The sequence below is a fragment of the Pseudomonas sp. B14(2022) genome, assembly GCF_012030485.1.
Taxonomy (GTDB): domain Bacteria; phylum Pseudomonadota; class Gammaproteobacteria; order Pseudomonadales; family Pseudomonadaceae; genus Aquipseudomonas.
Window position 1 is genome coordinate 540531 of sequence record NZ_JAAUVM010000001.1, and the last position, 13067, is coordinate 553597.

The window sequence follows — 13067 nt, forward strand, 5'->3', positions numbered from 1 at the left end:
TTGACCAGCTTTATGCAGGGAAATGCGACGAGTGCTGCGCTATGCTTCGCGCCGTTGCGCACGGGTAAAACCCTTGGGTCAATAAAACGTCTGTTACGAGAAGTAAAACAGCGCATGCTAGGGTCAGCTTAGACGCGTTGTTTATAAGAGACCTCAGGTCAAAGGGCAGGAGTGGTTGATGGGTCAGGCAAGTAGTCAGGCAGCAGGTGCCGAGCATTCCAACGCAAAGCCGATCGGCATGCTGGTGGCAGCGGTCGGGGTGGTTTACGGCGATATCGGTACCAGCCCGCTCTATACCCTCAAAGAGGTGTTCAACGGTGGTTATGGGGTGCAGGTCAACCATGACGGCGTGCTGGGGATCCTGGCGCTGATCTTCTGGTCGTTGATCTGGGTGGTGTCGATCAAGTACATGCTGTTTGTGCTGCGCGCCGATAACCAGGGCGAAGGCGGCATCATGGCCCTGACCGCGTTGGCGCGAAGGGCGGCAGGGGAGCGCAAGAAGTTGCGCAGTTTCCTCGTGGTGTGCGGCCTGTGCGGTGCGGCGCTGTTCTATGGTGACAGCATGATCACGCCGGCGATTTCCGTGCTGTCGGCCATTGAAGGCCTGGAACTGGCGTTCGACGGCCTGGAAAAATGGGTGGTGCCGATCGCCTTGGTGGTGCTGGTGGCGCTGTTCCTGATCCAGAAGCACGGTACTGACCGCATCGGCAAGCTGTTCGGGCCGGTGATGGTGACTTGGTTCCTGGTGCTGGGTGGCCTCGGCGTGTATGGCATTACCCTGCACCCTGAAGTGCTCAATGCCCTGAACCCGATGTGGGGCGTGCGTTTCTTCGAGGCCCACCCTGGCATCGGCGTGGCGATCCTCGGTGCGGTCGTGCTGGCGTTGACCGGTGCCGAAGCGCTGTATGCCGACATGGGCCACTTCGGTCGCAAGCCCATCGCCCGCGCCTGGTTCATCCTGGTGTTGCCGGCGCTGGTGCTCAACTATTTCGGCCAGGGCGCCATGCTGCTGGGCGATCCGGAAGCCGCGCGCAACCCCTTCTACTTGCTGGCGCCGAGTTGGGCGCTGATCCCGCTGGTGGTGTTGTCCACCCTGGCCACGGTGATTGCGTCCCAGGCGGTGATTTCCGGTGCGTTCTCGTTGACGCGCCAGGCGATCCAGCTGGGTTATATCCCGCGCATGCATATCCAGCACACCTCAAGCGCCGAACAGGGCCAGATCTATATCGGTGCGGTGAACTGGTCGTTGATGGTCGGCGTGATCCTGCTGGTGCTGGGTTTCGAGTCCTCCAACGCGCTGGCGTCGGCCTACGGCGTGGCGGTGACGGGGACCATGCTGATGACCACTATCCTGGTGTCGGCAGTCATGCTGTTGCTGTGGAAATGGCCCCCGATTCTGGCCGTGCCGGTCCTGGTCTGCTGCCTGTTGGTGGACGGGCTGTACTTCGCGGCCAACGTGCCGAAGATCATCCAGGGCGGCGCCTTCCCGGTATTGGCGGGGATTGTGCTGTTCGTACTGATGACCACTTGGAAGCGCGGCAAGCAATTGCTGGTGGACCGCCTCGACGAAGGTGGCCTGCCGTTGCCGATCTTCATCAGCAGCATTCGCGTGCAGCCGCCGCATCGCGTGCAGGGCACGGCGGTGTTCCTCACCGCCCGCCCGGACGCCGTGCCCCACGCGCTGTTGCACAACCTGCTGCATAACCAGGTGCTGCATGAACAGGTAGTGTTGCTGACGGTGGTCTACGAAGACATCCCGCGTGTCCCGGCCTCACGGCGCTTCGAGGTGGACTCCTACGGCGAAGGGTTCTTCCGCGTGATCCTGCACTTCGGCTTTACCGATGAGCCGGACGTGCCCGAAGCCTTGAAGCTGTGCCATTTGGACGGCCTGGATTTCAGTCCGATGCGCAGCACCTACTTCCTCAGCCGTGAAACAGTCATCGCCTCGCGCATCAAGGGTATGGCCCGTTGGCGCGAAGCGTTGTTTGCGTTCATGCTCAAGAACGCCAACGGCAACCTGCGGTTCTTCAAGCTCCCGGTCAACCGGGTGATCGAGCTGGGCACCCAGGTCGAAATGTAAGCGCTGCGGTACGGGAGCCGGCAATCGGCTCCCGCTTTGCTTCTGAACCCTGTGCAATCCACTGTTGTCGACTAGGCTCTAAGCACTGTTGTGTAGGAGCGGGCTTGCCCGCGAAAAACGTTACGGTAACGCGTTAATCCTGGATAAACGCGGCGCCTATGAGACCTTCGCGAGCAAGCTCGCTCCTACAAAAGTGCCCAAAAGCCAAGAAGAGGTGCGCCATGAGTCAGCTGCTCGAACCCTATACCCTGCGCCAATTGACCCTGCTCAACCGCATCGCCGTGTCGCCAATGTGTCAGTACTCAAGTGTCGATGGCCTGGCCAACGACTGGCACCTGGTCCACCTCGGCAGCCGCGCGGTTGGCGGCGCCGGGTTGATATTCACCGAGGCCACTGCCGTGACCGCCGATGGCCGTATCACGGCCGAAGACCTGGGCCTGTGGAACGACGAACAGATCGCCCCCCTGCAACGCATCACCCGCTTTATCGCCGCCCAGGGCGCGGTGGCGGGCATCCAGCTGGCCCATGCCGGACGCAAGGCCAGCACCCACCGGCCGTGGATCGGCAAGCACGGCAGCGTCAAGCCGCAGGACGGTGGCTGGGTGCCGGTGGGGCCGTCGCCGATTGCCTTTGACCCGCAGCACACACAACCCAAGCCATTGGATGAGGCGCAGATCCAGCAGGTGATCGCCGACTTTGTCGCCGCCGCCAGGCGCGCCCTGACCGCCGGTTTTGAAGTGGTGGAAATCCACGCTGCTCATGGTTACCTGCTGCATCAATTCCTCTCGCCCATCAGCAACCAGCGTCAGGACCAATACGGCGGCTCCTTCGAGAACCGTATCCGCCTGGTGCTGCAAGTGACCGAAGCAGTGCGCGAAGTCTGGCCCCAGGAGCTGCCGCTGTTCGTGCGGGTGTCGGCCACCGATTGGGTGGAAGATGGCTGGAACCCCGATGAAACCGTGGAACTGGCGCGCCGTCTCAAAGACCTGGGCGTCGACCTGATCGACGTGTCCTCCGGTGGCACTGCCGCCAACGCCGAAATCCCCACCGGCCCTGGCTACCAGACGCGCTTTGCCGAGCGCGTGCGCAAGGAGTCGGGCATCGCCACCGGCACCGTCGGCATGATCACCGAACCGGCCCAGGCAGAGCACATCCTGCGTACCTGCCAGGCCGACATCATCTTCCTGGCCCGTGAACTGCTGCGTGATCCTTACTGGCCGTTGCACGCCGATGATGATCTGGGCGGGCGCAAGGCCATTTGGCCGGCTCAGTACCAAAGGGCGACCCATCGGGACCAGCCGATTCATGAGTCTGACTTGAGGGATTGATCCTGCATCGGCTCCATCGAAACCCACCTTGAATCGGTGGGTTTTTTTTGCCTGATGCTGTGGGATGAGGTTGTAGGTATTTGTTACCGAAGTGATTTTTTAAGTGAATACTCTAAAAAAATCCCACGCGTGACGAGATTGTTTCTACGCTTAGGTTAGGACTGATTTCTGGCCCAGGGAGTCAGTCTGTTTGTCCACGGGGGCATTGCGCTTCACGGGAAACGGTTTGTGGGCACAGGAGTATTTGATCGATATCAGGAGAAACAGTCCATGGCCAAGTCCTATGGTGTAGCGGGTGTGGTGGCGTCTTTTTTCACCCGCAGGGTGTCCTTGCGTGGCCGCAGGTTAAGTTCGGACGAAGCCGAATTACTGGCGCAGTATCGCGCCCTGACCGAGAGCGATCAGGTGGCGATGCGCTATCTGATTGGGGCGATGAAGAGTGTGTCGCGGTTCTGATGCCGTGCTGAAGGATCGTTCCCACGCAGGGCGTGGGAACGATCTGGATCAGGTGTACTTACGTTGGTCCGGTGCCGGCGGGAAGTACTGATACAACCAGGTTTCACTCAGGGTGCGGTCCTGGGTGCGGATAAACAGACGCAGTTCCACCGGCTCTACGCTGTCGCTGGTAGGGTACCAATCGAACAGAATGCGATAGCCCTTGATGTTGTCGAGCACCAGCACGCTGAAATCCTTCACTTCACCGTGGGAGCAGGTCACCACCGGCTCGATCCCGGTGCCGGCTGGCAGACGGTCCAGGCCGCCACCCTTGAAGTCCACGGCAAAGCGGCGTGCCCACACTTGCGGGTAGTGCTCGCCCGGCGCCCAGCCTTCGGTAAAGCCGCCCATGCCGGAACGGGTCGCGTCGACTTGCGCCAGTGGCGTGCTCACTGGTGGCAATGCGCTCCAGTACAGCTTGTAGCCATAGTTGAGTGAGTCGCCGGCCGCCACGGGTTTTTTCGGGGTCCAGAAGGCCACGATGTTGTCCAGGGTCTCGCCGGTGGTGGGGATTTCCAGCAGGTCGATCGAGCCTTCGCCCCACGCGGTGGTCGGTTCGACCCACAGGCTTGGGCGCTTGCTGTACCAGTCGACGGTGTCCTGATAGCTGGCGAATTCATGATCGGTCTGCACCAGGCCGAAACCTTTCGGGTCGGTGTCGGCGAACGCGTTGAACTGCAACTTGGCCGGGTTGTTCAACGGGCGGCAGATCCACTCGCCGTTGCCACGCCACATCGCCAGGCGGTCCGAATCGTGGATTTGCGGATGGATGGTGTCGCACATGCGCCGCTCATGGGTGCCGCAGCTGAACATGCTGGTCATGGCTGCAATGCCCAGCTGTTCGATGGCGGTGCGGGCATTGATGTTGGCGTCGATGGCCATCACCACCTGGTTGGCCTGGCAGTCGATATCGAAACGATAGGCACCGGTGGCGCTCGGCGAGTCGAGCAGGGCGTAGACCACAAAGCGGGTCGCGTTCTTGTCCGGGGTCTCGAACCAGAACTGCGTGAAGTCGGGGAACTCCTCGCGTTTTTTCGCGTAGGTATCAATCGCCAGGCCACGGGCGGAGAGGCCGTACTGGCCGGTGGAGTCCACCGCGCGGAAGTAGCTGGCGCCGAGAAACGACAGCACGTCATGGCGATCCAGCTCCGGCGCCTTGAACAACTTGAAGCCGGAGAAACCCAGGTCGCCGGTCAGCTGTTTGGTGTCGACAGTGGTTTTTTCATAGTTGAACAGCGAAGGACGGAAATGCACCTCACGGGCTTCACGGGTCTTGGGGTCGACGCTGTGCATGCGCACCGGCGTCTTGAAGCCCATGCCGACGTGGAAGAACTGCACGTCGAGTTGGCCGTTCAATTCCTTCCACAGCGAATGGTTGCCGTCGTAGCCGATGGCATTGAAATTCTGCGGGGTCATGGTCGCCAGTGTGGGCGGCAGCACCTGTTTGGTGTCTTTATACGCGGTGCCGGCGAGCTGCTTGGCTTGGGCCTTGAGCGTTTCAAAATCGAACGCCACGGCCTTGCCATCGGCGGCACGGTTACCGGCCCAGGCCTGCGCGGCAAGCAGGCCGCTGGCTGACAAACCGGTGTAGGCCGCAATGGCCATGGAGGCTTTGAGCAAATTCCTGCGGTGCATAGAGACAACCTGTCGTGAGCAAATCCCGCGCCGTTCCTGGCACGTGCTGGATCAGAAATTACGGTTCGGACATGCCTTCGGCCAAACACAACGGACATTAAACAGACGCCGGATAGCTTAAGCGGTTCGATGACGTAGGAAAATTGATTGATGGCTGGGTGATGGCATTGCATGTGAAACAAGACATTTCCAGCGCTGTGAGTGGACACATTACCTGGGAATTATGAAGATCGAAATGTGGGAGGGCGGATGGCGACGCCGTTGAGGAAGTCGCGGCGGGTGATGTCCATGGGGCCTGTAGGAGCGAGCAAGCTCGCTCCTACAATAAAGCGTTACGGCGCTTGGGGGGATCAGTGCTTGAACATCACATGGCGAACCGTGGTGTAGTCCTCCAAGCCGTACATGGACATGTCCTTGCCATACCCCGACAGTTTCTGACCACCGTGAGGCATTTCGCTGACGAGCATGAAATGGGTGTTTACCCAGGTGCAGCCGTATTGCAAGCGCGCGGCCAGGCGATGGGCACGTCCTACGTCGGCGGTCCACACGGACGACGCCAACCCGTAGTCCGAATCATTGGCCCAGCCCAATACCTGCGCCTCATCGGTGAACTTGGTCACCGACACCACCGGCCCGAACACCTCGCGGCGCACGATCTCGTCATCCTGCTGCGCGTCAGCCAGGACGGTCGGCTCAAAGAAGAAGCCATTGCCTTCCACCGCCTTGCCACCGGTGACCAGGCGGATATGCGGTTGTGCTACGGCGCGTTCGACAAACCCGGCGACACGGTCGCGGTGTTGCGCGGTGATCAGCGGGCCCAGCTCCGTCGCTGGGTCATCCTGCACGCCATATTTGATGCTGGCGACCGCCGCGCCGAGCTTTTCGACAAACGCATCGTAGATATCCGCTTGCGCATAAATCCGGCACGCAGCGGTGCAATCCTGGCCGGCGTTGTAGAAGCCGAAAGTGCGAATACCTTCCACGGCGGCATCGATATCCGCGTCGTTGAAGATGATCACGGGGGCCTTGCCGCCCAGCTCCATGTGCATGCGTTTCACGCTGTCGGCGGTGCTGGAGATGATATTCGCGCCAGTGGCGATGGAGCCGGTCAACGACACCATGCGCACTTTAGGGTGGTTTACCAGCGGACTGCCCACGGTGGGCCCACGGCCGAACACCAGGTTGAGGACGCCGGCCGGGAAGATCTCCGACGCCAGCTCGACCATGCGCAACGCGGTCAGCGGGGTTTGTTCCGATGGCTTGAGCACCACGGTATTACCCGCCGCCAGGGCTGGCGCAATTTTCCAGGCGACCATCATCAGCGGGTAGTTCCACGGCGCGATGGACGCGATCACGCCCACCGGGTCGCGCCGGATCATCGAGGTGTGGCCAGGCAAGTATTCACCACCGGCCGAACCGCTCATGCAACGGCTGGCGCCGGCGAAGAAGCGGAACACGTCGGCAATCGCCGGAATCTCGTCGTTCAGGGCGGCGCTGTAGGGCTTGCCGCAGTTGTCCGATTCCAGCTTGGCCAGCTCTGCGCCATGGGCTTCGATCACGTCGGCCAGTTTCAGCAGCAACAGCGAGCGATCCTTGGGCGCGGTTTGCGACCAGCCTTCGAAGGCCGCATCGGCGGCGCGCACGGCGGCGTCGACCTGGGCTTCGCTGGCTTCGTTGATTTCCACCAGCACACGGCCCAGTGCCGGGTTGAACACTGCTTGCGCCGGGCCTTCGCCTTCGACCAGGTGGCCGTTGATCAAGAGTTTGGTTTGCATGGTTCAGTCCTCCAAAAAGCGATCGTTATGTCACTGAATAAACCGGCTCTGAATGTGGGAGGGGGCTTGCTCCCGATGACAGTCGTTCAGTCACATCATCTACAACTGACACACTGCTATCGGGAGCAAGCCCCCTCCCACATTTGAGCTCGGTGTCTTCAACAAAAAATTATTTACCACCACTCCCGGCCACGCTTTCACCGCCGCGGGTCAGGTAATAGGCACCGAGGATCGGGAACATCGTCACCAGCATCACCAGCATCGCGACCACGTTGGTCACCGGCACATCCCGTGGCCGGCTCAACTGGTTGAGCAACCACAGCGGCAACGTACGTTCATGACCGGCGGTAAAGGTGGTGACGATGATTTCGTCGAACGACAGTGCAAACGCCAGCATGCCGCCGGCCAGCAGCGCCGAGCCGAGGTTGGGCATGATGATGTAACGGAAGGTCTGCCAGCCGTCGGCACCCAGGTCCATCGAGGCTTCGATCAGGCTGTGGGACGTGCGGCGCAGACGGGCGATCACGTTGTTGTAGACGATCACCACGCAGAACGTCGCGTGGCCGACGATGATGGTGAACATCCCCGGCTCGATGCCCAGGGTCTTGAAGGTCGCCAGCAACGCAATACCGGTGATGATCCCCGGCAGCGCGATCGGCAGGATCAACATCAACGACACGCCTTGCTTGCCAAAGAACTCGCGGCGATACAGCGCCGCCGAGGCCAGGGTGCCAAGCACCATGGCAATCAGGGTTGCGATGGCGGCGATCTGCAACGACAGCTTGATCGCTTCCAGTACGTCCGGCCGGGCGAAGGCCACGCTGAACCACTTCAGGGTAAAGCCCTGGGGCGGAAAGCTGAACGCGGCTTCTTCGGTGTTGAAGGCGTAGAGGAAGATGATCAGGATCGGGAAATGGAGAAAGACCAATCCACCCCAAGCAGCGATCTTCAGGCCAATAGACGATTTTTCAGAGTGCATCGAAGGCCCCCAGGCGTTTGACGATGGACAGGTAAACCGCGATCAGCACGATCGGCACCAGGGTGAACGCCGCCGCCATCGGCATATTGCCGATGGCACCTTGCTGGGCGTACACCATGCCGCCGACGAAATAGCCCGGCGGGCCCACCAGTTGCGGCACGATGAAGTCGCCCAGGGTCAGCGAAAACGTGAAGATCGAACCGGCGGCAATCCCCGGCACCGAGAGTGGCAGAATCACCTGCATGAAGGTCTGGCGCGGCTTGGCGCCCAGGTCGGCGGAGGCTTGCAGCAGTGACGGCGGCAAGCGCTCCAGGGACGCCTGGATCGGCAGGATCATGAAGGGCAGCCAGATATAGACGAACACCATGAACCGCCCCAGGTGCGAGGTGCTCAAGGTGCTGCCGCCCACGCCGGGAATGCCCAGCACGAATTGCAACACCGGCTCCAGGCCCAGATGCTGCACGAACCATTGCGCTACGCCGCCCTTGGCCAGCAGCAAGGTCCAGGCATACGCCTTGACGATATAGCTGGCCCACATCGGCATCATCACCGCGATATAGAAGAACGCCTTGGTCTTGCCCGTGGTGTAGCGCGCCATGTAGTAGGCAATCGGGAAGGCGACGATGGCGCTGGCGATCGACACCACGATCGCCATGCTCAAGGTGCGCAGGATGATGTCGAAGTTCGACGGCTGGAACAGCGCGGCGAAGTTGGCCAGGGTCAGGTCCGGCGTGACCGCCATGGTGAAGTCGTCAAAGGTATAGAAGCCCTGCCACAGCAGGGTCAGCAACGAACCCAGGTAGATCGCGCCGAACCAGATCAGCGGCGGTATCAGCAGCATCGCCAGGTATAGGTTGGGCTTGCGGTACAGCAGGTTGGAAAACCTGCGCATCGGCGGTTGGGAAAGGGCCAGGCTCATGTCACACCTCGCCTGCGCGGTCAGTCAGCGGCGTCATGGCTTCCCGTGCCCAACGGGCGGTGATGGACTGGCCGACCTGATGGCCGCTGCTGATGTCCAGCCACTGGCTGTTGGCCTGGCTGATATTCAGCGCCTGACCGTTTTCCAGTTTCAGTTCATAGCGGGTGGCGCTGCCCTGGTACTGGATGTCGTGCAGCAAGCCGCTGATTTCCACTTCGCCAGCACCCAGCGGTCCCTCGGCAAAACGCACGTGTTCCGGGCGAATCGAGAACGGCTGCGCACTGCCGCTGAGGCGCTGGGCCAACTCGCCGCGAATGACGTTGGAGGTGCCGACGAACTCGGCGACGAACGCGGTGGCCGGTTTCATATACAGGTTGCGCGGGGTGTCGACCTGTTCGATCCGGCCTTTGTTGAACACCGCCACACGGTCGGACATCGACAGCGCTTCGGTCTGGTCGTGGGTGACGAAGATAAAGGTAATGCCAAGCTGGCGTTGCAGCTTCTTCAGCTCGCTTTGCATTTGTTCGCGCAGCTTGAGGTCGAGGGCGCCCAACGGCTCGTCCAATAGCAACACACGCGGGCGATTGACCAGCGCGCGGGCCAGGGCCACCCGTTGGCGTTGGCCGCCGGAGAGCTGCACCGGCTTGCGCTCGCCATAGCCACCGAGGGCGACCATCCCTAAGGCTTCTTCGGCGCGGTTGCGGCGTTCGCTCTTGCCCACGCCCTTGACCTTGAGGCCATAGGCGACGTTGTCGCGCACATTCATATGGGGGAACAGCGCGTAGTCCTGGAACACAGTGTTTACATCACGCTGATACGGCGGCAAGCCGGCGGCTTCCTCGCCATGAATCCGGATCGAGCCTGCGCTGGGCTGCTCGAAACCGGCGATCAGGCGCAGACAGGTGGTCTTGCCCGAGCCGGATGGGCCGAGCATGGAAAAGAACTCGCCGTCCTGGATATCGATGGAAACCCGGTCAACGGCTTTCACTTCGCCGAACTGACGGGAGACGTGGGTGAATTGGACTGCAAGCGTCATGGTGCGGTGCTCCAAAAGGGCGCGGGTCGTCGCAGCGGCCCGGCCTGGACTTCTGAAAAGTCAAAACATCTGTGAATGCGGTCAATGTGGGAGGGGGCTTGCCCCCCTCCCACAGGGGATCTATGCCGTCTGCAGGGTTTTACCTGCCGCCCATGATCGCGATGTAATCCTGGGTCCAGCGGCTGTACGGCACGAATTTGCCGCCCTCAGCTTGCGGGGTTTTCCAGAAGGCGATCTTGTCGAACTGGTCGAAGCCGTTGGTCTTGCAACCCTCGGCGCCGAGCAGTTCGCTTTCCTTACAGGCTGCAGGCACCGCCGGCAGCGAGCCGAACCAGGCGGCGACATCGCCCTGGACCTTCGGCTGCAGCGACCAGTCCATCCACTTGTAGGCACAATTGGGGTGTTTGGCCTCGCTGTGCAACATGGTGGTGTCGGCCCAGCCGGTGGCGCCTTCCTTGGGAATGGTCGAGGCAATCGGCTGCTTCTCGTTTTGCAGGCCGTTGACCTGATACGGCCAGGCGCTGGAGGCCACCACGCCTTCGTTTTTGAAGTCACTCATTTGCACGGTGGTGTCATGCCAGTAGCGGTGGATCAACGGTTGCTGCGCGCGCAACAGCTCGAGCACGGCTTTGTACTGGGTCTCGGTCAGCTCGTACGGGCTCTGGATGCCCAGCTCAGGCTTGGTGGACTTGAGGTACAGCGCCGCATCGGCGATGTAGATCGGCCCGTCATAGGCCTGCACGCGTCCTTTGTTCGGCTTGCCGTCCGGCAGGTTTTGCGCATCGAACAGCACGTTCCAACTGGTCGGCGCGGTCTTGAACACGGTGGTGTTGTACATCAGCACGTTCGGGCCCCACTGGTACGGGGTGCCGTAGGTCTGCTGGCCCACCACATACCACGGCGCATCCTTGAGGCGCGGGTCGATGCTCTTCCAGTTGGGGATCAACGCCGTGTTGATCGGTTGCACACGCTTGCCGACGATCAACCGCAGCGACGCATCGCCCGACGCGGTGACCAGGTCATAACCGCCCTTGGCCATCAAACTGACCATTTCGTCAGAGGTGGCGGCGGTTTTCACGTTGACCTTGCAGCCGGTTTCCTTCTCGAAACCTGTGACCCAGTCGTAGGCCTTGTCGCTTTCGCCACGTTCGATATAGCCGGGCCAGGCGACGATATCCAACTGGCCTTCACCGGCGCCCACCGCCTTGAGCGGTTCGGCGGCCTGGATACTGACGCTGGCCAGCAGCGCGGTGGTCAGGGCACTGAGCAGTGCGGTCTTATGCGCAGACATGGGGGTTCCCTCTTCTTTAATTATGGTCGGGGCAGTGTGTGAAGCCGTAACGCATGAGCTTAGTTGTTGTTTTAAAGGTGCTGGCCGTGGCGGGCCATGATGTGGCGCACCACGCTGTAGTCCTGTAGAGAGTCGCTGGACAGATCTTTCCCATACCCCGAGCGCTTCAACCCGCCATGGGGCATTTCGCTGACCAGCATGAAATGGCTGTTGATCCAGGTGCAGCCGTATTGCAGGCGCGCGGCGACCTGCATGGCCTTGTCCAGGTTCTGGGTCCAGACGGAGGAGGCCAGGCCGTATTCGGAATCGTTGGCCCAGTCCACAGCCTGTTCAAGTGCGTCGAAGCGGGTCACGGTGACCACCGGGCCGAATACTTCGCGCTGGACGATTTCATCGTTTTGTTTGCAGCCGGCGAGCAGCGTCGGCTGGTAATAGAAGCCAGCCCCCGAATGCACGGCCGCACCGGTGACCCGCTCGATATGCGGTTGGCCGAGGGCGCGTTCGACAAAGCTGGCCACGCGGTCGCGCTGGCGTGTGCTGATCAGCGGGCCGAGTTCGTTATCGGCATCGCGCTTGCCGGCAAAGCGCAGGCTGCTGACCGCCGCGCCCAGTTCGGCGACCAATTTGTCGTGGATGCCCGCCTGAGCGTAGATGCGGCACGCCGCGGTGCAGTCCTGGCCGGCGTTGTAGTAGCCGTAGGCACGCACGCCTTCGACCACGGCTTGCAGGTCGGCGTCGTTGCACACGATCACCGGCGCCTTGCCGCCCAATTCCAGGTGTGTGCGTTTGAGTGTCTTGGAGGCGGCTTGCAGGATTTTCTGGCCGGTGACGATGTCGCCGGTCAGCGACACCATGCGCACCTTCGGGTGGCTGACCAAATGGCTGCCGACGCCTTCACCGCCGCCACACAGAATGTTGACGACCCCGTGTGGTAACAAGTCCTTCATGACCGGGGCCAATGCGAGGATCGACAGCGGCGTATGTTCCGACGGCTTGAACACCAGGGTATTACCGGCCGCCAGCGCCGGGGCGATCTTCCATGCGGCCATCATCAAGGGGTAGTTCCACGGCGCAATCGAGGCCACCACGCCAATTGGATCGCGGCGCACCATGCTGGTGTAGCCCGGCAGGTACTCGCCGCTGAGCTGGCCGGTCTGGCAGCGCACGGCGCCGGCGAAGAAGCGGAACACATCGACGGTGGCGCTCAAGTCATCCTGGCGCGCCAGGTGCAATGGCTTGCCGCAGTTCAGCGATTCCAGGCGGGCCAGGTAGTCGGCTTGTTTCTCGATGGCGTCGGCGATGCCCAGGAGGATGTTCGAGCGTTGTTGCGGCGTGGTCCGCGACCAACCGGCAAAGGCGCGGTGGGCGGCGAGGATGGCGCTTTCGACCTGCTCGGTGCTGGCTTCGGCGATCCGGGTGAGCACTTCGCCGGTGGCCGGGTTGAGGATCGGCTCGGCAATGCCCTGGCCCTGGACCAGTTCGCCGTCGATCAACAACGCAGTGAGCAGCGGGGTGGGGGCGCCGGACAT

The 13067-nt window shown here is 61.6% G+C and carries 10 protein-coding genes; 3 read left to right on the plus strand and 7 right to left on the minus strand.

Annotated elements, in window-relative coordinates:
- The first annotated feature begins 178 nt into the window (after positions 1–178).
- The 3 genes from HCF10_RS02605 (at position 179) to HCF10_RS02615 (ending at position 3864) form a co-directional block, all read left to right on the plus strand.
- On the plus strand, positions 179–2080 hold the full coding sequence (locus tag HCF10_RS02605) for a potassium transporter Kup (protein ID WP_167654829.1): 1902 nt from the start codon (positions 179–181) through the stop codon (positions 2078–2080).
- A gap of 221 nt (positions 2081–2301) precedes the next feature.
- On the plus strand, positions 2302–3408 hold the full coding sequence (locus HCF10_RS02610; protein WP_131697308.1) for an NADH:flavin oxidoreductase/NADH oxidase: 1107 nt from the start codon (positions 2302–2304) through the stop codon (positions 3406–3408).
- 270 nt (positions 3409–3678) lie between these two features.
- Positions 3679–3864 (plus strand): hypothetical protein, encoded by a 186-nt coding sequence (locus HCF10_RS02615; protein WP_131697307.1) that lies wholly within the window; start codon positions 3679–3681, stop codon positions 3862–3864.
- A gap of 48 nt (positions 3865–3912) precedes the next feature.
- Here HCF10_RS02615 and HCF10_RS02620 read toward each other — a convergent pair whose 3' ends face one another.
- The 7 genes from HCF10_RS02620 to HCF10_RS02650 all read right to left on the minus strand — a co-directional run bounded on the left by HCF10_RS02620 (position 3913) and on the right by HCF10_RS02650 (position 13067).
- Positions 3913–5538: a glucan biosynthesis protein D gene (locus HCF10_RS02620; protein WP_131697306.1), complete on the minus strand. Its 1626-nt coding sequence runs from the start codon at positions 5536–5538 to the stop codon at positions 3913–3915.
- A 350-nt stretch (positions 5539–5888) separates the two neighbouring features.
- Complete coding sequence (locus tag HCF10_RS02625; protein WP_131697305.1) at positions 5889–7313, minus strand: gamma-aminobutyraldehyde dehydrogenase; 1425 nt, start codon at positions 7311–7313, stop codon at positions 5889–5891.
- A 169-nt stretch (positions 7314–7482) separates the two neighbouring features.
- Complete coding sequence (locus tag HCF10_RS02630; RefSeq protein WP_016977919.1) at positions 7483–8292, minus strand: ABC transporter permease; 810 nt, start codon at positions 8290–8292, stop codon at positions 7483–7485.
- Entirely contained in the window at positions 8282–9211 is a 930-nt protein-coding gene (locus HCF10_RS02635) for an ABC transporter permease (protein WP_090408657.1), read from the minus strand. Before HCF10_RS02635 ends, HCF10_RS02630 begins: the two co-directional genes overlap by 11 nt.
- Before the next feature lies 1 nt (position 9212).
- A complete protein-coding gene (locus HCF10_RS02640; protein WP_131697302.1) occupies positions 9213–10247 on the minus strand; it encodes an ABC transporter ATP-binding protein in 1035 nt (344 codons plus the stop codon).
- Positions 10248–10386: 139 nt separating this feature from the next.
- Positions 10387–11538 (minus strand): putative ABC transporter substrate-binding protein YdcS, encoded by a 1152-nt coding sequence (gene ydcS, locus HCF10_RS02645; protein WP_131697301.1) that lies wholly within the window; start codon positions 11536–11538, stop codon positions 10387–10389.
- A 71-nt stretch (positions 11539–11609) separates the two neighbouring features.
- Positions 11610–13067 (minus strand): gamma-aminobutyraldehyde dehydrogenase, encoded by a 1458-nt coding sequence (locus tag HCF10_RS02650; protein ID WP_205885399.1) that lies wholly within the window; start codon positions 13065–13067, stop codon positions 11610–11612.